The 19,761-nt window shown below is 70.8% G+C and carries 18 protein-coding genes and 1 tRNA gene; 6 read left to right on the top strand and 13 right to left on the bottom strand.

Translation table 11 applies throughout. The features are described from left to right. Positions 1-186: 186 nt before the first annotated feature. The 6 genes from AUV07_RS12330 to AUV07_RS12305 all read right to left on the bottom strand — a co-directional run bounded on the left by AUV07_RS12330 (position 187) and on the right by AUV07_RS12305 (position 5,781). Positions 187-1,761: an FAD-dependent oxidoreductase gene (locus AUV07_RS12330; RefSeq protein WP_062636525.1), complete on the bottom strand. Its 1,575-nt coding sequence runs from the start codon at positions 1,759-1,761 to the stop codon at positions 187-189. Then, the gene (locus AUV07_RS12325) at positions 1,758-2,651 is read right to left on the bottom strand and encodes an FAD:protein FMN transferase (RefSeq protein ID WP_062636523.1); all 894 of its coding nucleotides are present in this window, start codon (positions 2,649-2,651) and stop codon (positions 1,758-1,760) included. The genes AUV07_RS12330 and AUV07_RS12325 overlap by 4 nt, the downstream gene beginning before the upstream one ends. Before the next feature lie 15 nt (positions 2,652-2,666). Continuing rightward, on the bottom strand, positions 2,667-3,143 hold the full coding sequence (locus AUV07_RS12320; protein WP_062636521.1) for an FMN-binding protein: 477 nt from the start codon (positions 3,141-3,143) through the stop codon (positions 2,667-2,669). Between the two features lie 92 nt (positions 3,144-3,235). Further along, positions 3,236-4,270, bottom strand: coding sequence for a ribose-phosphate diphosphokinase (locus AUV07_RS12315; protein ID WP_025105636.1), 1,035 nt, complete (start codon positions 4,268-4,270; stop codon positions 3,236-3,238). Between the two features lie 7 nt (positions 4,271-4,277). Beyond that, the gene (gene glmU, locus AUV07_RS12310) at positions 4,278-5,708 is read right to left on the bottom strand and encodes a bifunctional UDP-N-acetylglucosamine diphosphorylase/glucosamine-1-phosphate N-acetyltransferase GlmU (RefSeq protein WP_025105635.1); all 1,431 of its coding nucleotides are present in this window, start codon (positions 5,706-5,708) and stop codon (positions 4,278-4,280) included. Between the two features lies 1 nt (position 5,709). Beyond that, positions 5,710-5,781, bottom strand: a tRNA-Gln gene (locus AUV07_RS12305). Positions 5,782-5,904: 123 nt separating this feature from the next. Between AUV07_RS12305 and AUV07_RS12300 the strand changes: the two genes are divergently transcribed. Beyond that, a complete protein-coding gene (locus AUV07_RS12300; protein ID WP_062636519.1) occupies positions 5,905-6,414 on the top strand; it encodes a GNAT family N-acetyltransferase in 510 nt (169 codons plus the stop codon). Then, entirely contained in the window at positions 6,411-6,905 is a 495-nt protein-coding gene (locus AUV07_RS12295; protein WP_062636517.1) for a MarR family winged helix-turn-helix transcriptional regulator, read from the top strand. Before AUV07_RS12300 ends, AUV07_RS12295 begins: the two co-directional genes overlap by 4 nt. Positions 6,906-7,063: 158 nt before the next feature. Here the strand turns inward: AUV07_RS12295 and AUV07_RS12290 are convergent, their stop codons facing one another. Next, positions 7,064-7,534, bottom strand: coding sequence for an RrF2 family transcriptional regulator (locus tag AUV07_RS12290; protein WP_062636515.1), 471 nt, complete (start codon positions 7,532-7,534; stop codon positions 7,064-7,066). Positions 7,535-7,596: 62 nt separating this feature from the next. Here AUV07_RS12290 and AUV07_RS12285 point away from each other — a divergent pair, with 62 nt between their 5' ends. After that, a complete protein-coding gene (locus AUV07_RS12285) occupies positions 7,597-8,346 on the top strand; it encodes an SDR family oxidoreductase (RefSeq protein WP_062636513.1) in 750 nt (249 codons plus the stop codon). A gap of 219 nt (positions 8,347-8,565) precedes the next feature. Further along, entirely contained in the window at positions 8,566-9,489 is a 924-nt protein-coding gene (locus AUV07_RS12280) for a pseudouridine synthase (RefSeq protein ID WP_062636511.1), read from the top strand. Between the two features lie 5 nt (positions 9,490-9,494). On the opposite strand, the gene AUV07_RS12275 is transcribed toward AUV07_RS12280, so the two are convergent. The 6 genes from AUV07_RS12275 to AUV07_RS12250 all read right to left on the bottom strand — a co-directional run bounded on the left by AUV07_RS12275 (position 9,495) and on the right by AUV07_RS12250 (position 16,824). Then, the gene (locus tag AUV07_RS12275) at positions 9,495-10,154 is read right to left on the bottom strand and encodes a methionine ABC transporter permease (protein WP_062636509.1); all 660 of its coding nucleotides are present in this window, start codon (positions 10,152-10,154) and stop codon (positions 9,495-9,497) included. After that, positions 10,154-11,197 carry a methionine ABC transporter ATP-binding protein gene (locus AUV07_RS12270; RefSeq protein WP_062636507.1) on the bottom strand — a complete coding sequence of 348 codons (1,044 nt, stop codon included), beginning with the start codon at positions 11,195-11,197 and terminating at the stop codon, positions 10,154-10,156. Before AUV07_RS12270 ends, AUV07_RS12275 begins: the two co-directional genes overlap by 1 nt. 106 nt (positions 11,198-11,303) lie before the next feature. Then, positions 11,304-12,206: a MetQ/NlpA family ABC transporter substrate-binding protein gene (locus AUV07_RS12265; protein ID WP_062636504.1), complete on the bottom strand. Its 903-nt coding sequence runs from the start codon at positions 12,204-12,206 to the stop codon at positions 11,304-11,306. Between the two features lie 100 nt (positions 12,207-12,306). Next, positions 12,307-14,085: a Na+/H+ antiporter gene (locus AUV07_RS12260; protein WP_062636503.1), complete on the bottom strand. Its 1,779-nt coding sequence runs from the start codon at positions 14,083-14,085 to the stop codon at positions 12,307-12,309. A 39-nt stretch (positions 14,086-14,124) separates the two neighbouring features. Continuing rightward, on the bottom strand, positions 14,125-16,017 hold the full coding sequence (locus AUV07_RS12255) for an ABC-F family ATP-binding cassette domain-containing protein (RefSeq protein ID WP_062636501.1): 1,893 nt from the start codon (positions 16,015-16,017) through the stop codon (positions 14,125-14,127). A 42-nt stretch (positions 16,018-16,059) separates the two neighbouring features. Continuing rightward, entirely contained in the window at positions 16,060-16,824 is a 765-nt protein-coding gene (locus AUV07_RS12250; protein ID WP_062636499.1) for an alpha/beta fold hydrolase, read from the bottom strand. Positions 16,825-16,926: 102 nt separating this feature from the next. On the opposite strand from AUV07_RS12250, the gene AUV07_RS12245 reads away from it, so the two are divergent. After that, entirely contained in the window at positions 16,927-18,378 is a 1,452-nt protein-coding gene (locus AUV07_RS12245; protein WP_062636497.1) for an HNH endonuclease signature motif containing protein, read from the top strand. Between the two features lie 98 nt (positions 18,379-18,476). Further along, positions 18,477-19,658 (top strand): Cmx/CmrA family chloramphenicol efflux MFS transporter, encoded by a 1,182-nt coding sequence (locus AUV07_RS12240; protein ID WP_062636495.1) that lies wholly within the window; start codon positions 18,477-18,479, stop codon positions 19,656-19,658. Positions 19,659-19,761: the final 103 nt, after the last annotated feature.

Below are 19,761 nucleotides of genomic sequence, written 5' to 3'. Positions count from 1 at the left end.
GCACCCGTCCCCCGGTCGTGCAGGTATCCCCCGGTCGTACACCCCGTCCCCCTGTCATGCACCCGCGCCATCTGCACGATCCGGGGGCGGATGCACGATGTGACCGGGGAATCCGTCGTGCGGGTGTCGCGGGGTCGTGCAGGTGTCGCAACCTCCCCGGGCCGAGCGAACGGAGGACGATCCGGGTCAGTAGCCGGCGAAGGCGTCGGTGGTGAGGGAACGGGCCTTCTGCAGCGCGGGCGCGAGGTCGGCGATGAGCCGCGGCGGCCCGGAGATGAAGGCGTGCCGCGCCGAGAGGTCCCCCACCGCGTGCTCCAGGGTATCCGCGTCCAGGCGGGCCCCCTGCGCCCAGGTCCAGTGCGCGGGGAGGTCGTCCGGCTCGTCGCGGGTGAACACGACCGCGCGCACACCCGTCGCGGCGAGCTCGTCACGGAAGGCGAGCTCTTCCGCCGAGGACGCCACGTAGACGAGGACGATGTCGCGCCGCTCCCCCGTCGCCTGGAGCTGCCGGAGCTGCGACACGAACGGGGTCACGCCGATGCCGGCCGCGACCATGAGCACCGGCTGCTCGCCGCGCGGGAGGATGAAGTCGCCCCAGGTTCCGGTCACGGCGAACGTCGCACCGGGCTCGGCCGCCGCGAGAGCCCGCTTATAGCTCGACGGGTGCTGCTGGTCGCCGTTCTTGTACGCGATGCGAAGGGTCGGCAGGTCGGCCGGAGCGGACACGATGCTGAACTCGCGGCGCGTCCCGCGCGCGTCCGGCCGTCGGTGCGGCACGTCGAGCTCGAGATACTGCCCGGGGAGGAACCGCACGCGGCCCTTCGCCCGGAAGGTGAGCTCCTGGGCGGTCGGCGTCACGGAAGTGCGGCTCTCGAGGACGAGACGCACGGACCCGCGGAGCGCGAACGCGAAGGCCACGAGGTTCCCGATGAGCAGAGCGCGCTCCTGTCCGAGCGTGAACAGACCGGCCACCGAGATCGGCCACCCCGCGAGCACGCCCACCACGACGGCGACGACGAGCTGCTGGCGACGACGCGGCGGGAGCGTCAAGGGCTCCGACAGCATGAACGCGCCGAGGAAGAGGAACGGCGACTGGAGCACCGCGAACGACAGCGCCGTCACGAGGTCGAAGGAGACGTCGAACTGCACGGCCTGCACCGCCTGCCGCACGATCGAGGTGGCGACGGCGACGACGAGGAAGAGCAGGACGACCCCGACCTTCTCCGTACGCCAGAGCACGGTGAGCCCGAGGAGGACGACGGGGATTACGAGCACCGGCGTGCCGACCCACCAGGAGGACGAGGTACCGAGCCAGCTGAACGCCCCGAACGCCCCCAGGATCGACACGACCGCGGCACCGAACGCCGCCGGGTTGAAGATGTGCCGTCCTCGCCAGGCGATGAGGTACTTGGACACGCTGGCCACCGCGCCCGCGATGGCGAGGCCGAGCAGCGCCGACGGCTCGATGCCGGGACGCAGCACGAACAGCAGGATGAGGGCCGTGACGAGTGAGGACTCCACGCGCCAGGGCAGGCGGAGCAGGCGCTGCGCGACCGCGTCCACGGCCGAGATCACGACCGCGAGCACGAGGAAGGACGCCACCAGCTCCATCGGCGTCGGAGAGACGATCACCCCGAGCAGGGACAGCACGAGGGCGATGAGCGCGAGGGCCGTCAGCGCGAACAGCACGAGACGGTACATCGACAGTGAGCCGAGCACGGCGAGGACGCGCTGGCGGGCGGCGGCGAAGGCGGTGGTCATGGTGTCCTGTCTCCCACGGTTCCGGCGGCTCGCGCAGGAGCTGCGGTGAAGAGCTCGGCGTGGCAGCCGGGCGAGCGCTGCACACGGCCGTCGGTGGTCATGCGCACCCACTCGACGCCCCAGCGGGCGGCCAGCTCCGGGCCGCCGTCGAAGAACAGCGCGGTGGCCACGGCATCGGCCGTCATCGCCTCCGGGGCGAGTGCCCACGTTGCGGCCCAGGTACGGACGGGCTGTCCTGTCCGCGCATCGAGCACGTGGTGGAGGCCCTCGCCCCAGGCCCGTCGATTGACGGCCGAGGCGCACAGCGCGCCATCGGTGATCTCGACGACGCCGATCGCCTTCCGCGCATCGAACGGATGCTCGAGAGCGACGCGCACGCCGGCGCCGCGCACCCGGATGTCTCCGCCGGCATCCACGACCACGTCCCCGGGGACGTCGGTCAGCACTGCCATCACCCGGTCGACGAGACGCCCCTTGCCGAGGGCGCCCACGTCGAGGAGGGCGGGCTCCTGCGCCTCGACCGTGTCGGCGGACCAGGTCAGCCGGGACGTCCAGGATGCGGGAGCGGGGCGGGGCTCCCCGGCCCGCAGCGAGTACGCGGCGTCATAGCCCAGGGCCTCCAGGCTGTCGGCGACCAGGGGGTTCACCGCACCGGCCGTCGCGGCATCGAGCTCGCGATAGGCATCGAGCATCGGCCCCGCGTCCGGAGCGGACAGCGAGCCGCCCGACCGGCCGAGACGCACCACGTCGGAGTCGTCTCGGAAGCGGGACCAGAGGCGATCGAAGCGCTCGATCTCGGCGGTCACGGCCGCGCGGACGTCATCCGTGAGCGCGGCACCGGTCTCGATCTCCCACCCGGTGCCGATCGCCTCGAATCGCCACTCCCCCATGAGGACGCCTCGCGCCTAGGCGGCGGCCTGCTCCTTGATGGAGGCCACGGCGTCGTTGAAGCCGCCGCTCGTGAGCGACGACCCGGCGACCCGGCTGACGTTCAGCTCGTCGATCGGCTTCCCCACGACCTCGTCCGCGATCCCGTCGATGAACTCGCCCTGGTACCGCTCGGTCTCCGGAGCCTTCGGGTCGCCGGTCACCTCGACCTCCGTCACGACGCCGTCGGCGAGGGTGAGCGTGACGGTGATCTCCTCCACCGTCTCCGGGGTCTGGTACGAGCCGTCGGCGGTGTACGTGCCGTCGGTGTAGGTGCCGGAGGCGTCACCCCCGCTCGACGAGGACGAGGTGCTCGACCCCGCGGTCTCGTCGGTGCCGGTCGAGGTGTCTGCGGCGTCGCCGGTCGACGAGCATCCGGCGAGGACGAACAGCCCCGCGATCCCGAGAAGGGCGGAGCCCGTGCGGACAGAGGTCGGAACGGTCGTGCGGATCATGGGGTCCTCCGTGGTCGTCGTCGGTCGACTCTTCCGTCGATGACTCGACCGTAAGCACCGGGGCTATGCGCGGGCTGTGCCGTCCCGATGAATTACGCGTCCCCGCCGAACATGCTCGTGACGGAGCCGTCTTCGAAGACCTCGTGGATCGCCCGCGCGAGCAGCGGCGCGATCGGCAGCACCGTGAGGTTCTCCCAGCGACGCGACGCGGAGAGCGGGATGGTGTCCGTGACGACGACCTCGTCGATCGCCGCGTCCTGCAGCCGCTCGGAGGCCGGGTCGCTGAAGATCGCGTGGGTCGCCGCGACGATCACGCGGTGCGCGCCGTTCGCCTTCAGCGCCTGCGCGGCCTTGACGATCGTGCCGCCGGTGTCGATCATGTCGTCGACGAGGAGGCAGGTGCGCCCCTCGACGGTGCCGACGATCTCGTGCACGGAGACCTGGTTGGCGACCTTCGGGTCGCGGCGCTTGTGGATGATCGCGAGCGGCGCGCCGAGGCTGTCCGACCAGGTGTCGGCCACGCGGACGCGCCCCATGTCCGGGGAGACCACCGTGAGGATCTCGCGGTCCTCCGGCGTGAGCGTGCGCTCGAAGTGGTCGAGGAGCACCGGCTTGGCGAAGAGGTGGTCGACGGGGCCGTCGAAGAAGCCCTGGATCTGGGCGGCGTGCAGGTCGACGCTCATGACGCGGTCGGCGCCGGCCGTCTTCAGCAGATCGGCGACGAGGCGGGCGCTGATGGGCTCGCGGCCGCGGCCCTTCTTGTCCTGACGCGAGTACGGATAGTACGGGGCGACGACGGTGATGCGCTTCGCCGAGGCGCGCTTGGCGGCGTCGATCATGATGAGCGTCTCCATGAGCCACTCGTTGACCGGCTCGCCGAAGGTCTGCACGAGGAAGAGGTCGCAGCCGCGGATCGAGACCTCGAAGCGGGCGTAGATCTCGCCGGAGGCGAAGGTGCGGTGCTCGACCGGAGCGATCTCGGTGCCGAGCGACGCGGCGACGGCAGCCGTCAGCTCGGGATGCGATCGACCACCCGCGATGACCAGACGCTTCTTCGTCTTGGCGACGAGGCCGGGGGCCACGCCGTTGTCGCGATCCAGGTCGACCGTCTTCTTCTTCCGGGCCATGCTCCGCCTATTCCGCCGAATTCTCCCGGGCCGCGGCATCCGCCGCGCCCGTCCCTGCTCTGTTCTTCTCGACCCACCCCTCGATGTTGCGCTGGGGGGCCACGCTCATGGCCAGGGCACCGGCCGGGACGTCCTTGCGGACGACGGCGCCGGCGCCGGTCTTCGCACCAGGACCAAGCCTAACGGGCGCGACCAGCACCGTGTGCGAGCCGGTGTGCACCTCGTCGCCGATCTCCGTGCGGTGCTTGTTGACGTCGTCGTAGTTGGCGGTGATGGTGCTCGCCCCGAGGTTCACCCCGCGGCCGATGGTCGCATCGCCGACGTACGACAGGTGCGGGACCTTGCTGCCCTCGCCGATCTCCGCGTTCTTCGTCTCGACGTAAGCGCCGATCTTGCCCTTCGGCCCCAGCACGGTGCCGGCGCGGAGGTAGGAGAACGGGCCGACGGTCGCTTCGGCGCCGATCACGGCCAGAGTGGCGTCGGTGCGACGGACGACCGCATCCTCCCCCACCTCGCAGTCGACGAGCGTGGTGTCCGGACCGATCGTCGCCCCCGCGGCGATCGTCGTCGCGCGCAGGATCTGCGTGTTCGGCAGGATCGTGACGTCGGGGGCGAGCGTGGCGTCGTCGTCGATCCACGTCGTGGCCGGGTCGACGATGGTGACACCCTCGAGCTGCCAGCGGCGCACGATGCGGGCGTTCAGGCGACGGCCGACCTCGGCGAGCTGGGCGCGGTCGTTGACCCCGAACGTGACCTCGACGTCCGACACGATCGACGCCGCGACCCGGTCGCCGTCCCGGCGCACGAGGCCGGGCACGTCGGTCAGGTACATCTCCCCCTGGGCGTTGTCCACGCCGATCCGCGGCAGGTAGGTGCGCAGCGTGGCGGCGCGGAACACGTACATGCCGGCGTTGATCTCGCTGACCGCCGCCTCCTCCGCCGTGGCGTCCTTCTGCTCGACGATCCGGTCGACCGTGCCGTCGGCGTCGCGGATGACCCGCCCGTAGCCGGTGGGGTCGTCCACGAGGGCGGTCATGAGGGTCGCCGGGGCTCCGGAGGCGCGGTGCTCGTCGAGGAACGTGGAGAGCGTCTCGGCATCGGCCAGCGGGCAGTCGCCGGAGAGCACGAGCACGTCGCCGTCGAAGTCCGCGGGCAGCGCGTCGACCGCGACCTGGACGGCGCGGCCCGTGCCCGGCACGTCGTCCTGGTCGACGAAGACCGCGTCCGGATAGTCCTCGCGCAGCGCCGCCACGACCTGATCGCGCTCATGGCGCACGACCACCTCGATGTGCGCCGGCTGCAGACGGGTGGCCGTCGTCAGCACGTGTCCGACCAGAGGCCGTCCGCTGATCCGGTGCAGCACCTTCGGCAGGCGCGACTTCATGCGCGTGCCTTGGCCCGCGGCGAGGACGACGATGGCGAGGTTGTTCCCAGTCATGCTCCGCCGCCAGGACTCGAACCTAGACCTCACAGCTCCAAAGGCTGTCGTGCTGCCATTACACCACGGCGGACCGCGGCACCCCGGGGGCGCCGCCCGATAAGTCTGCCACGTCCCGGTGTCCGTTCCTGTGTGTGCGACCCGCGTCGCGTCGGCCCGTCATCCGCCCGAAACACCGCTCTGCGATGCTGGGACGATGACCCTCGTGATCGACCGTGTCACCGTCGCCGCCCCCGAGATCGCGGCCTTCGTCGCCGCCCACCACGCGGAGATGGACGGCACCGCTCCACCCGAGAGCCAGCATGCGCTCCCGCTCGACCGGCTGCTGACTCCGCGCGTCCGGTTTTTCACGGGACGGGTCGACGGACGGATCGCTGCGACGGGCGCCCTCGCGGTCGTGGAGGACGGACATGAGGAGCTGAAGTCGATGCGCACCGATCCCGCCTTCCGCGGGCGCGGGTTCGGGCGGGCGATGCTCGGTCATCTCCTCGACGACGCCGGCGCGCGGGGCGTCCGGCGGCTCTCACTCGAGACCGGCCGCGACCCCTTCTTCGCCCCCGCGCGGGCGATGTACGCCGCCGCCGGGTTCCGCGAGGGCGCCCCGTTCGGCTCCTACCTCCCCGACCCGCACAGCGCGTTCCTCACGATGCTCCTCCCCGCGTCCTCCGCGGCCACGACGCCGCCGCGCGCGATAATGAACGGATGAGCGAGGCGGATGAGGTCGATCGGATCGTCGGCGCGTGGAACACGCAGCGGCCCGACCTCGACTTCTCCCCGCTCGAGGTGCTGTCCCGCATGGACCGCCTCTCCCGGCACCTCGACCGCGCGCGCCGCGAGGTGTTCCGCCGGAGCGACCTCGAACCGTGGGAGTGGGACGTGCTGTCGGCGCTGCGCCGGGCCGGGTCGCCGTTCCAGCTCTCCCCCAAGCAGCTCCTGCAGCAGACCCTCGTGTCGAGCGGCACCATGACCAACCGCATCGACCGTCTCGTCGGCCGTCGCTTCGTGCGCCGTGAAGCCGACCCGGCCGACGGCCGCAGCGTGCTCGTGACCCTGACCGACGACGGCCGGGTCCGGGTGGACGCCGCGATCACCCGGCTCGTGGACGCCGAGGCCGACCTCCTGCGCGCCCTCTCCCGCGCCGACCGGGACCGACTGGCCGCCCTGCTGCGGAAGCTGAGTCTCAGCTTCGACGCCTGACCCGGACCCGGTGTGGTTCGGTCCGGCCCGTCCGGTCTGTTCCGTTTGCACGATCCGTGCACGGCTGCTGGGGAAAGTGGTCATATCGTCGTGCATCCGGACCCGGGTCGTGCAGGCGTCGCAGGACCGACCCGGCACGGATCGGGCGAACGGGCAGGTCAGGGTCCGAGGAGGAGTCGCCGGTTCTTGGCCGGGACGGTGTCGGGGAGCGTCCCGACGACCTCCGCGATGGACACCGCCTCCAGAGAAGTCCTCCAGGCCTCGTGGGCACGGCGCATGACGACGGCGAGTCCGCACGGCGCGGTGCAGTCCTCCGGACGGGCGGCGCCCCTCCCCTGCTGACGGAGTTCGCGGCAGATGTAGGGGTCGGCGGCGCCGTCCACCGCGGTGACGAGATCGAGGATGCTGATGCTCTCGGGCTCCCTGGCCAGGCGGAAGCCGCCGCGGGGCCCCGTGCTCCCGGTGAGGATGCCGGCGCGGACGAGCTTCGCGAGCTGCTTCGAGAGGTACGGCCCCGGCACGCCGAAGTGCTCGGCGAGCTGTGCTCCGGACACCGTCGACCCCGCGGGGAGCTGAGCGATCACCGCCACGGTGTGCAGCACCCATTCCGAGGTCTCCGGGAGTTTCACTTGCCCATCGTATCCGGGCGCCCTATTGTGGACACACAATATCCATGATTGAAGGAGTGGGCATGCGCATCGCGGTCGCGGGAGGAACGGGCCGGATCGGGCGACTGGTCGTCGAAGAGGCCCGGCGTCGGGGGCACGACCCGCTTTCGCTCAGCCGCAGCGAGGGTGTCGACCTGACCGCGGGCGAAGGTCTCGCGGCGCTGCTGCGCGGAGTGGATGCGGTCGTCGACGCGACGAATCCTCCGGTATCCGACGTCGCCGAGGCCGAGCGGGTTTTCACCACGCTCAGCCGCACCCTGCTGTCCGCCGGCGCCGAGGCCGGGGTCGGCCACCACGTGACCCTCTCGATCGCGGCGCTCGATCGCGTGCGCGGCAATCCGCACTACGCAGGCAAACGCGCCCAGGAGCGAGAGGTCACTCGTGGCCCCGTCCCGTTCACCATCGTGCGGGCGACGCAGTTCCACGACTTCCCCGCGATGATCGCCGAGTGGAGCATCGAGGACGGCGAGGGCGTCGTGCCCCCGCTGCTCCTGCAGCCCGTCGCGCCCGCGGACGTGGCCGTCACCCTCGTCGACGCGGCGGAGTCGTCCGCGCTCGGCGGCTCGTTCGACGTCGCCGGACCCCGCACGGAGGACGCCGTCGACATGGCGCGCCGCACTCTCGCCGCGTGGGGTCGCGACCTCCCGCTGCGCGCCGCGTGGAAGGGTGCCGCGCTCGGCGTCGAGTTCGCGGGTGAGGTGCTGCTCCCCGGCGACGACGCGCGCACGGCGGCGACGACCTTCGACGACTGGCTCGCCGCCGAAACCCGCTGACACCCCGACCGGTTCCGGGGCCTCCCGTCCGGCCCCCTCGCTCCGGATGCACGACCAGGGTCCGGACGTGGGACGAGAACCCCGGAACGGTCGTGCCGGCGCAACGGGATCGTGCAACCGAGGCAGACAGCGGCCCTGGCCCACGGACCTGCCCGAGCGGTCGCCTAGGCTGGGAGTACCCGGTCGCAGCCCCGCGACCCCCGCTCCGAAGGCCGAGACATGGGCATGCCCTCCCCGCTTCCCGTGCGCGACGGGGTCGGCGCGACCCGGCTGCACGTGCCGATGGCGGGTGCGTGGCCGACCGTCGCCGCCTACATGGTCGAGCGGTTCTTCCACCTCGATCCGGAGCGGCTGCTCGTGCGCTTCGACCGCGGGGAGATCGTCGCGCGCGACGGCCGGCCGCTCTCCCGGGACACGCCTCTCGGCGCCGAGGAGTTCGTCTGGTACTACCGGGAGCCTCCTGTCGAGAAGGAGATCCCGTTCACCGAGGAGATCCTGCACCAGGACGAGCATCTGGTGGTGGTGGACAAGCCGCACTTCCTCCCCACCACGCCGGGCGGCAAGTACCTGCAGAACTCCGCCCTCGTCCGGCTGCGCAATCGCCTCGGCAACCCGGATCTCACGCCCATCCACCGCCTCGACCGGGCCACGGCGGGGCTGCTGATGTTCTCCGCCCGCCCTGCCACCCGCGGCGCCTACCAGCTGCTGTTCGAAGACCGTCGTGTGGAGAAGGTGTACGAGGCGGTCTCCGCGCGCCCGGCGGACTGGGATCCGTCGCGGTTCCCCCTCGTCTACCGCAACCGGATCGAGAAGCTCCGCGGTCAGGTGTGCGTGCAGGTGGATGAGGACGGCGAGCCGAACTCCGAGACGCTCATCGAGGTCATCGCCGCCGACGATCGCGTCGTGCACACGCTTCTCCGTCCGCATAGCGGGAAGATGCACCAGCTCCGCGTGCACCTCGCCGCGCTCGGCCTCGGCATCCTCCACGACGGCTTCTACCCCGTGCTGCAGCCGGAGCGCCCGGACGACTTCACCCGCCCGCTCCAGCTCCTCGCACGCGAGCTCCGGTTCACCGATCCGCTGAGCGGGCAGGAGCGCACCTTCACCACGCGCCGGAGCCTGCAGGAGGCCCCGGCACGCTGATCGGCTCAGCGGCGCATGACCTTCCGCGCGAGCCGGGTCCCGAGAAGCTGCACGAGGTGCACGAACACCACGATGAGGATGATCGCCGCCCACATCACGAGCGGCTCGAACTGCCGGAAACCGTAGATCTGCGCGAAGGCCCCGAGCCCGCCGCCACCGATGAGTCCCGCCATCGCGGTCATGTCGATGAGCGCGACGACGATGAAGGTGTAACCGAGGATGAGGGGGCCGAGCGACTCGGGGATCGCGACGGTGAAGAGGATCCGCCACGGCCCGGCGCCCATCGCCCGCGCCGCCTCGATCACGCCCGGCGATACGGAGACGAGATGCTGCTCGACGATGCGGCCGATCGCGAAGGCCGCCGCGAGACCGATGATGAAGGCTCCGGCGGTGGTGCCGATGCCGCTGCCGACGACCAGGCGCGCGAACGGCTGCGCCACCGCCATGAAGATGACGAACGGGATCGGTCGGAAGAAGTTCACCACGAAGTTCATGAGCCCGGAGACGACGCGGTTCGGCATCAGTCCGCCCGGGCGCGTCACGTACAGCAGGACGCCCACCGCCAGCCCGAGGATCCCGCCGAGCACGAGCGCGAACGACGTCATGTACAGGGTCTCGAGCGCGGCCTGCCAGAACTCCGGCCACAGTTCGTTCAGACGATCCATCAGCGACCCTCCTCTCCGGCGATGACGGTGACTTCGACGCGCTCCGCGATACGCGCCAGGGCGTGATCGATCGCCGCGCGGTCACCCCGGATGGCGAGCGTGAGGTGGCCGAAGGCACGACCCCGGATGTCGTTGATCCCGCCGTAGACGAGCTCGAAGTCGAGACCCGCCGCGGCGAGGTCGAGGAACACCTGGGCCTGCGACGAGTCGCCGTCGCGGAACGACAGGGTCACCAGGCGTCCGGTATGCCGGTCCCGCAGCACCGCGAGTTCCGACGGAGAGGGCACCCCCTTCACCACCGTGCCGACGAACCGCTGAGACGCCGGATTCCGCGGGGCGGAGAAGACATCGAAGACGTCGCCCTGCTCGATGACCCGCCCGTTCTCCATGACGGCGACGCGGGTGGCGATGGTCTGGATCACATCCATCTCGTGGGTGATGACGACGATCGTGACGCCCTGCTCCTCGTTGACGCGCTTGAGCAGGTCGAGGACCTCGTGCGTGGTCTGCGGATCGAGCGCGCTCGTCGCTTCATCCGCGAGGAGGATGGCGGGCTTGGTCGCGAGCGCGCGGGCGATCCCCACGCGCTGCTTCTGTCCACCGGAGAGCTGCTCCGGGTACGCCTTCGCCTTGTCGGAGAGTCCCACGAACGACAGCAGCTCGGCGACGCGCGCCTCGATGTCCGGTTTCGACCAGCCGGCGAGCTTGAGCGGGTACGCGATGTTGGCCTTGACGCTGCGCGACGAGAACAGGTTGAACTGCTGGAAGATCATCCCGATGCCGCCGCGCACGGCGCGCAACTCGCTCTCCTTGAGCGCCGTGATGTCGACACCGTCCACCGTGATGGTGCCGTGGGTGGCCGGCTCGAGCGCGTTGATGAGACGCACGAGCGTCGACTTCCCCGCACCGGAGTATCCGATGATGCCGAAGACGTCGCCCTTGTCGATGGAGAGGGTGACGTCGTCGACGGCGACGATCTCGCGATCGCCCTGGCTGCGGGAGGGGTAGGTCTTGGAGACGTTCGTCAGGGTGACGATCGGCATGTGGTGCTCCGGTCTGGTTCTCGGGAAACGGAGAATCGGGCGGCGCACGAAGCGCCACCCGATTCTCCCTCATCGAACAGGGGGCGGATCACACCCCGGCGTCCGTTTACTTCTCTTCGGCGTCCTTCTGGACCTTCTCCAGCGAGGCCACGAGGTCCTCGACCGGGGTACGCAGCGCCACCGCGGTGTCGCCGGAGGACTCGAGCAGCCCCGCCTGCACATCCTCGTTCGTCTGGAAGATCTCGACGAGCTTCTGATACGTCTCGTTGTCCGCGTCCTCTGCCCGCGCGGCGAAGATGTTGACGTACGGGAGGGCGTTCGGGTCCTCCGGGTCGTCCTGCGCGATCGCGTCGTCGAACGTCAGTCCGGCGTCCTCGACGAAGTCGTTGTTGATGATCGCGGCCGCGACGTCCGGGAGCGAGGTCGGGATGAGCGCACCCTCGAGGGCCGTCACCTTCACCTTGGACTTGTCGGCATCGATGTCGGCGAGGTCGGAGTACGGCGTGCCGCCGCTCTTGAGCTCGAGCAGGCCCGCCTGCTGCAGCACGTTGAGCGCGCGTGCCTGGTTCGAGGCGTCGTCGGGAACCGCGACCGTGTCGCCCTTCTTGATGTCGTCGACGTCGTCGTACTTCGTCGAGTACAGGCCGAGCGGGTAGATGGCGGTCGAGCCGATGGGCGTGAGGTCGGAGCCCGAGGCGTTGTTGTACTCCGCGAGGTACACGATGTGCTGGAACTGGTTGAGGTCGATATCCCCCTCGGTCAGCGCCGGGTTCGGCTGCTCGTAGGAACCGAAGTCGACGAGCTCGACCGTGATGCCCTCGTCGGCGGCGGCCTCGACGAAGGGCGCCCACTGCGCGTCGCCCTTCCCGACGACACCGATCTTGACGGTCTCGTTCTCGGAGCCGCCGTCGCCGGAACCCGCGTCGGACGAGGTGGCGCACCCGGCGAGGGCGACGAACAGCGGGACCACGGCGAGCGCGGCGAGGGCGGAGGTGGTGCGGCGGGACATGATGAGGGTTCCTTCCTGGCGGGACTCGACAACGTTAGACAGGAGGGCGCGCTGTCGCGGAATCGGGATGTCACACGGCGTCACAGCCGCGCGGGATCGGTCAGTCGAACTCTTCGATGCCCTGCAGACGCACCTGCTCCAGGTCGAGACGGGCGGAGATCCGGCGGACCACCATGTCGTCCACGGTGCCGGCGCCGCGGAGCCCGAGCAGCACCTCGCGCTTGCGGTCGAGCAGCGCGAGCTTGAGCCGGGTGTGCTCCTCGTGCCGCACGAGCGGCGAGCGCTGGGCGAGGTCGACGTCGGCGGAGGCCGCGATCATCTGCAGCGTCGTGCCGTCCGTCGCCTCGGGCTCCGGGGCGGTCCCCGCGGACACGGCGACGTCCCTCGCGTCCTCGTCCTCGCGGCTGCGCGCCTCTCCCCCGGTGCCGTAGGGATCGGGCGCGCCGAGCATCTCGTCCAGCGCGTCGGCCTCGGCGTCGATGAGCGCCTGCTCCCGCGCGAGCGTCCTGGCGTTCGCGAACTCCAGCGCCTGGTACCCCTCGGCACGCACCCGGTCGCGCACCTCCTGTCCGATGCCGTGCTCCGCGGCGAGGTCGTCGAGCGCTGCCAGGGCCGCACCCGAGATCGCCCGCTCAGCGAGCTCGTACTCCTCGTCCTCGGCATGGTCGACCGGGAATCGCGCCCACCGCACGAGCGCGGGAAGCAGGGGCGCCTGAACGAGGAGGCTGAGCAGGATCACCCCGGCGGTCACGAAGACGATCTCGTCGCGACCGCCCACGACGCTCCCCTGGGAGACCTCGGCCGGCACCGACAGCGCGATCGCCAGCGACACCGCGCCGCGCATGCCGGCGACCGTCGACACGAGTCGGGCACGGGAGCGGGCGCCGCGCGGCGGGCGTTCGGCCGGGCGGCGCTGGAACAGCACGTTGAGGAGCTGGAACACGTACCGCACGGCGAAGAGCGTCGCCCATACGGCGAGCGTCACGAGCACCAGGCGGCCGATGGCGGCGGCGGAGATCTCGTGCGCGACGAACTGCACCTCGAGGCCGATGAGCACGAACAGCGCCCCGTTCAGCAGGAAGACGCCGAACGGCCAGGCCGCGTCGGCCTGCCGGCGCGAGGCTGCCGTCGTCACGCGCGGCGACACCCAGGCGACGATGAGTCCGGCCACGACCACGGCGAGCACGCCGGACGCGTGGACGAGCTCGGCGAGCAGGAACGCGGAGAACGGCACGAGCAGCAGCGTGACGTTGATGACGATGGTGGAGGAGATGCGGCGCAGCAGCAGCGTGGCCAGGGCCGCGACCGCGATCCCCGCGGCGATCCCGCCCACGTACGACACCAGCACGTCCCAGGTGACCGAGAGCGGCGTGACCTGGCCGCCCAGTGCGAGGGACACTGCGATGGCGTAGAGCACGAGCGCGGTGCCGTCGTTGGTCAGGCTCTCGGCCTTGAGCTTCATGAACATCCGACGAGGCAGCAGCCGGCCGAGGGCGGCGACGGCCGTGGCATCGGGCGGCGCGACCGCGGCCCCGAGGATGAGGGCGATCTCCCAGGGCATGCCGAACAGCACGCCGATGCCGGCCACCGCGAACGCGGAGGCGACGACGAGGAGCGTGCTCATCGGCACGATGTAGCGGAAGTCGCGGCGGATAGACCGCAGCGATGTCGTGAGGCTCTCCCAGAACAGCATCACCGGCAGGAACAGCAGCAGCACGGTCTCCGGCGGCAGCTGGACCTCGCGCAGCGGCGGGACGAATCCCAGCAGCAGTCCGAGGATGACGAGGACGAGGGGCAGCGCGAGACGCACGCGCGGGGCGATCAGGGTTCCGACGAGGATCGTGAGTCCGAGCAGGACGGTTACTTCGAGGCCTTCCATCGCTACTCCCAACAGTCGTGGGAGAAGGATATTCCTCCGTCAGCCGATCTGCTCCGTGAGTTCGAACCAGCGCAGCTCCAGCTCCTCGATCTCGGCCTCCTGCGCGGTGATCGCCTTCATCCGCTCGCCGAGGCCCGCGTAGTCGGACTGGTCGTGGTCGGCGAGGGCGTGCTTGGCCGCGTCGACCTGCTGCGTGAGCTTCTGGATGCGACGCTCGAGGGCGGCGGCTTCTTTCTGCGCCGCCCGGAGAGCCGCGCCGTCGAGACCGCTCGCTGCGGGGGCCGACGCCGCCGTCGAGGTCGCCGGGGCGCTCTCGACGCGCTGCCGCAGACGCAGGTACTCGTCGACGCCGCCCGGGAGATGCCGCAGGCGCCCCGCGCCGTCCGGACCGGGAAGGATCGCGTACTGCTGATCCGTCACCCGCTCCAGGAAGTACCGGTCGTGGCTCACGACGAGGAGCGTGCCCGACCAGGAGTCGAGGAGGTCCTCGATCGCGGCGAGCATGTCGGTGTCCATGTCGTTCGTGGGCTCGTCGAGGATGAGCACGTTCGGCTGGTCGAGCAGCACGAGCAGCAGCTGCAACCGGCGCTGCTGGCCGCCGGAGAGATCCTTCACCGGCGTCGATAGCTGAGCCGAGGAGAACCCGAGCCGCTCCAGGAGCTGTCCTGGTGTGAGCTCCTGCGCCTTCGACCCGGCGCCGAGCGTGTACGACGTGCGCAGGCCCGAGATGACCACGCGCACGGGGTCGTTCCAGTGCGGGAGGAGTTCATCGAGGCGCTGCGTGAGCGTGCGCACCTGCACGGTCTTCCCCCGCTTGATCCGCCCCTCTGTGGGCTCGACCGTGCCGGAGATGAGCCCCAGGAGTGTGGACTTCCCGGCGCCGTTTACCCCGAGGATGCCCGTGCGCTCGCCCGGGGCGATCCGCCACTCCACGTCCTTCAGCACGGTCTTCCCGCCCGCCCCTGAGCCCGCCTGGGTCCCTGAGCCTGTCGAAGTCTGGGTCCCTGAGCCTGTCGAAGTCTGGGTCCCTGAGCCCGTCGAAGGGTACGTCACCCCCACATCGAGCAGGTCGACGACGTCCTTACCCAGCCGTGAGACGGCGAGCGACTGCAGCGAGACCTTGTCGCGGATCTCGGGCACGTCGGCGATGAGCTCGTTGGCCGCGTCGATGCGGAACTTGGGCTTGCTGGTGCGGGCCGGGGCACCGCGGCGCAGCCAGGCGAGCTCCTTGCGGGCGAGGTTCTGCCGCTTCGCCTCGGTCGCCGCCGCCATGCGGTCACGCTCCACGCGCTGCAGGATGTAGGCCGCATAGCCGCCCTCAAAGGGCTCCACGATGCGGTCGTGCACCTCCCACGTCTCGGTGCAGATCTCGTCGAGGAACCACCGGTCGTGGGTCACGACGAGGAGGGCTCCGGCGTTCGCGGACCAGCGCTTCTTGAGATGCCCGGCGAGCCAGGTGATCGCCTCGACGTCGAGGTGGTTCGTCGGCTCGTCGAGAGCGATGACGTCCCAGTCTCCGGTGAGCAGCTTCGCGAGCGACACGCGGCGGCGCTGACCGCCGGAGAGGGAGCCGATCTGCGCGTCCCAGGGAAGATCGGTCAGCAGCCCCTCGATCACGTCGCGGACGCGGGCGTCACCGGCCCATTCGTGCTCGGCCATGTCGCCGACCACGGCGGCGCCGATCGTGATGTCGTCGGGGAGGGTGTCGGCCTGGTCCAGCACGCCGATGCGGGTGCCGCCGCGGACGGTCACCCGACCGGAGTCCGGCTCTTTCGTGCCGGCGAGCATGCCGAGGAGGCTCGACTTGCCGTCGCCGTTCCGGCCGACGATGCCGATGCGGTCGCCCTCCTCGATGCCGAGGGTCACGGCGTCGAAGACGACGCGGGTCGGGTATTCGAGGTGCAGGGCTTCGGCCCCGAGAAGATGTGCCATGTCCTCTCCAGGGTAGTCGCGCCGCGCTGGACGGTCTCCCGGTCAGACCAGCGACGGGGCGAAGAGCTCCGGCAGCGCGGCGGTGAAGACCTCGAAGTGGCTGTACCAGACGGTGTGGGCGGCCCCGGGGATGCTGCGCACCGTGACCCCGCCATGCTCGAACCGCCGCGCGTCCTCGTCGGTGACCCAGGCACTGGGTTCCGCGCGGACGACGATGGAGCCGGGGGCGGCGGTCCAATGACCGTCCTCCCCGCAGGAGACGGAGGCCGCGGTCGGCGGATCGAAGCGCTCGGCCGCCCGCGCCTCGACCGTGGCGTCGTCGACGGAGTAGAAGGGCCGGAGCTTGCGGAGTTCCGCGGGCGACATGCGCGCGCGGCGGTCGTGCTCGTACTGCGAGATGAGAGAGGCGCGGTCCTGGCCGCCCTGGAGGGCGAGCGGCGCGTCGACGTAGACCGCGAGACTCGGGTCGAGGCGGGGCGCAGCGGCGGCGAGCACGGTGGCGCCGAAGGAGTGCCCGACGGCGACGGCGAGCGGGAAGGCAGCCTCGTCCCTCACTGAGGAACCTGTCCCCGAAGGAAGCGCCCTCTGCGCGAGCGTGGCGACGACGGCATCGGCCGCCGTCTCGATCGTGAGCTCCGGGTCACGCGGAGAGAGGCCGTGGCCGGGCAGATCGAGCGCGAGCACGCGGAAGCCGCGTTCCACGAGCAGCGGGACCACGCGGTGCCAGCTCTCGGCGGACCCCATCATGCCGTGCAGCAGCACGGCGACGCGGTCGCCCTCCCCGGCTTCGATGACGTTCAGGAGCACGGAGCCAGTCAATCACGGTCGTTATCCTTTCGTGATACGACTTTCGGCCAGATTCCTTCGAACCTTCGTTCGAATGTCGGTGGTCGGTGATGGACTGCCGTCATGCCCGCACTGCTCGACGCGACCGACTCCCAGATGGCGATGCTCGCCGATCTGGTGGAGGGGCTGGAAGCGGCGGAGAAGACGCTGAGCAGCATGCAGGCGGCCCGCGACGGACTGCTCGCGATGGCGGGGCGACTGGCGGTCGACATCGCCCGGCAGGCGCGGCATCCGGACGGCGCAGACATGGCGATCCGCACGGTCGCCGCGGAGATCGGGGCCGCGCAGCGCGTCAGCGACCGCACGATCGAGCGGCGGATGTCCGATGCGTCGTGGTTGGTCGAACGGTTCCCCGCCGTCTGGGAGGCTCAAGGCGCCGGGCGGATCAGCGCCGCGCATGCACGCGTGATCGTGGAGGCGGGGGCTCACCTCGACGACGCCGACGATCGTTCGCGTTTCGCGGCGGAGGCGATCGAGGTGGCCGCTGCGGAATCTCCGAACCGGATACGCCGACTCGTGCGCCGACTGGCCGACCGGTTCCAGGAGCGGACCCTCGTCGAGCGACATCGTGACGCCAGGGAGCTGCGCCGCGTCTGGGTGACCGATCTCGAGGACGGCATGGCCGAACTCGGCGCGCGCGGCCCTGCGGCGCTCGTGCACGGGATGTACGACCGGCTCTCCCAGATGGCGCATGCCGTGCGGGAGGAGAACGCGCGGGCGCGGCGTCCCGAGGCGGAGGAGAGCGTCCTCGACGACCGCACGGTCGATCAGCTGCGCGCGGACCTGCTCGCCGATCTCGTCCTGACCGGCGCTCCGGCGGGGCATGACTCGGAAGAAGGACTGCTCTCGGAGCTTCGAGCGCGCGTCGAGGTCACCGTGCCGGTGCTGACGCTGATGCACGGCGAGCTGATGCACGGGGAGCTGATGCACGGGGAGCTGATGCACGGGGAGCAGGAACGGACGACAGAGGGCACTCCGATCCTCGCCGCCGAGCTGGACGGGATGATCCCGATCGATCCGGCCACGGCCCGGAGACTGGCCGGCGCGGCGAGCGGCTGGGATCGGGTGCTCACCCACCCGATCAGCGGGGCATTGCTGGCCGTCGACCGGTATCGCCCGAGCGAAGACCTCCGCCGACACCTGCGGGCCCACGATCAACGCTGCCGCTTCCCGGGCTGCGGTCTCGCGCCGCGGAAGTGCGACCTCGATCACAATCACGATGCGGCGCTCGGCGGCGAGACCGTGCACGACAACCTGGCGACCTTCTGCCGACGACATCACATGCTCAAACACCACTCTCCGTGGCACGTCGAGCAGGGGCCGGGCGGCGTTCTGGAGTGGACGAGCCCCACCGGCCGGACCTACATCGACCGACCGCCGCCTCCGCACACCGTCACCTTCGCCGAGGAACCTCCGTGGGCTCCCGCCGACAGCCCTAGAGTGGAGGGCATGTCGAGCCCCGAATCAGACAGGTCGGGGGCTGCCGGTCACACGGTCAGCCCCGCGAACCACTGATCCCTTCGTCCGCCCTGCCAGCGGGCGCGCGCCGGTGACCCGGGCGCTGACCGTGGTGACGAGAAGCATTCCTCTTCCCTCTCACCTCGGAGCACTCGATGCCTTTCCCCCTCTATGCCCTTGCCCTGGCGGTCTTCGTCATGGGCACCTCCGAATTCATGCTCGCGGGACTCCTCCCCGCGATCGCGCACGAGCTCGACGTCCCGGTCGGCACGGCGGGCCTCCTCACCTCCGCCTTCGCGGTCGGCATGGTCATCGGCGCACCCGCCATGGCCGCGTTCGCGCGCAGCTGGCCCCCACGCCGCACACTCGTCGCCTGCCTCGCGCTCTTCGCCGCGTGCCATGCCGTCGGCGCGGTGACGTCCCTGTTCGAGCTTCTGCTCGTCACGCGCGTACTCAGCGCCCTCGCGAACGCCGGCTTCCTCGCCGTCGCCCTGCGCACGGCGACCCTCCTCGTCCCCCGCGAGCGCACCGGACGAGCGCTCGCGGTGCTGCTCTCCGGGACGACCGTCGCCACCATCGTCGGCGTCCCCGTGGGCGCCATCCTCGGCACCGCGCTGAGCTGGCGGGCGACCTTCGCCGCTGTCGCGCTCCTCTGCCTCCCTGCGCTGCTCGGAATCCTCCGCGGCGTGTCGACGACGATCCCGGGCACGGAGCGCGACCCCGCCCCGGCACCACTCCTCCGGAAGGAACCGGCCCTCCGCACGGAGCTCGCGCTCCTGGGGACACCGCGCCTGGCCCTCGCGATGACCCTGGCGGCCCTGGTGAACGCGGGGACCTTCGCGGTCTTCACGTTCCTCGCGCCGATCGTCACCGAGGTCGCGGGCCTGCCCGACGCTGCGGTCCCGCTCGCGCTGGTCCTGTTCGGTATCGGCTCGTTCCTCGGCGTGACCATCGCGGGTCGGTTCGCCGATCGACATGCCGCTGTGCTCCTCGCGGTCGGCGGCCCGCTGCTCCTCGGCGGCTGGATCGTCCTGGCGGCGGTCGCGACGCAGCCGACGCCCCTCCTGTTCCTCGTCTTCGTACAGGGCATGGCCTCGTTCGGCGTCGGAAGCACACTGATCACCCGGGTGCTGTACGCCGCCTCCGGCGCCCCGACCATGGGAGGGTCCTACGCGACCGCGGCCTTGAACATCGGCGCTGTGATCGGACCGGCGTCGGGAGCGTGGACCCTCGCGAGCGGGGCGGGTCCGCTCTCCCCCGTCGCTCTCGCGGCCACGCTGACGATGGCGGCGCTCCTCCTCGCCCTGGCGACGCGGCGATGGCGGCCCGTCGGCTGAGGGCAGACGGTGACGCGCCGCAACGGCGACGAGCCGCCCGGACCCGAGGGTCCGGACGGCTCGTCGTGTCCGATGTTCTCTGGGAACCCGGATGTTCGCGCTA

The organism is Microbacterium sp. CH1, from assembly GCF_001595495.1.
GTDB lineage: Bacteria > Actinomycetota > Actinomycetes > Actinomycetales > Microbacteriaceae > Microbacterium.
The sequence above is the reverse complement of the archived record's forward strand: the minus strand, read 5'-3'. Positions and strand labels throughout refer to the sequence as shown.

What these genes read in the sequence shown, in the direction of transcription:
- AUV07_RS12260 (WP_062636503.1), bottom strand. Translation starts at nt 14,085, where the DNA reads ATGGAAGGCCTCGAAGTAACCGTCCTGCTCGGACTCACGATCCTCGTC.
- AUV07_RS12240 (WP_062636495.1), top strand. Translation starts at nt 18,477, where the DNA reads ATGCCTTTCCCCCTCTATGCCCTTGCCCTGGCGGTCTTCGTCATGGGC.
- AUV07_RS12295 (WP_062636517.1), top strand. Translation starts at nt 6,411, where the DNA reads ATGAGCGAGGCGGATGAGGTCGATCGGATCGTCGGCGCGTGGAACACG.
- AUV07_RS12325 (WP_062636523.1), bottom strand. Translation starts at nt 2,651, where the DNA reads ATGGGGGAGTGGCGATTCGAGGCGATCGGCACCGGGTGGGAGATCGAG.
- AUV07_RS12265 (WP_062636504.1), bottom strand. Translation starts at nt 12,206, where the DNA reads ATGTCCCGCCGCACCACCTCCGCCCTCGCCGCGCTCGCCGTGGTCCCG.
- AUV07_RS12275 (WP_062636509.1), bottom strand. Translation starts at nt 10,154, where the DNA reads ATGGATCGTCTGAACGAACTGTGGCCGGAGTTCTGGCAGGCCGCGCTC.
- AUV07_RS12320 (WP_062636521.1), bottom strand. Translation starts at nt 3,143, where the DNA reads ATGATCCGCACGACCGTTCCGACCTCTGTCCGCACGGGCTCCGCCCTT.
- AUV07_RS12280 (WP_062636511.1), top strand. Translation starts at nt 8,566, where the DNA reads ATGGGCATGCCCTCCCCGCTTCCCGTGCGCGACGGGGTCGGCGCGACC.
- AUV07_RS12300 (WP_062636519.1), top strand. Translation starts at nt 5,905, where the DNA reads ATGACCCTCGTGATCGACCGTGTCACCGTCGCCGCCCCCGAGATCGCG.
- glmU (WP_025105635.1), bottom strand. Translation starts at nt 5,708, where the DNA reads ATGACTGGGAACAACCTCGCCATCGTCGTCCTCGCCGCGGGCCAAGGC.
- AUV07_RS12270 (WP_062636507.1), bottom strand. Translation starts at nt 11,197, where the DNA reads ATGCCGATCGTCACCCTGACGAACGTCTCCAAGACCTACCCCTCCCGC.
- AUV07_RS12330 (WP_062636525.1), bottom strand. Translation starts at nt 1,761, where the DNA reads ATGACCACCGCCTTCGCCGCCGCCCGCCAGCGCGTCCTCGCCGTGCTC.
- AUV07_RS12255 (WP_062636501.1), bottom strand. Translation starts at nt 16,017, where the DNA reads ATGGCACATCTTCTCGGGGCCGAAGCCCTGCACCTCGAATACCCGACC.
- AUV07_RS12285 (WP_062636513.1), top strand. Translation starts at nt 7,597, where the DNA reads ATGCGCATCGCGGTCGCGGGAGGAACGGGCCGGATCGGGCGACTGGTC.
- AUV07_RS12315 (WP_025105636.1), bottom strand. Translation starts at nt 4,270, where the DNA reads ATGGCCCGGAAGAAGAAGACGGTCGACCTGGATCGCGACAACGGCGTG.
- AUV07_RS12245 (WP_062636497.1), top strand. Translation starts at nt 16,927, where the DNA reads ATGCCCGCACTGCTCGACGCGACCGACTCCCAGATGGCGATGCTCGCC.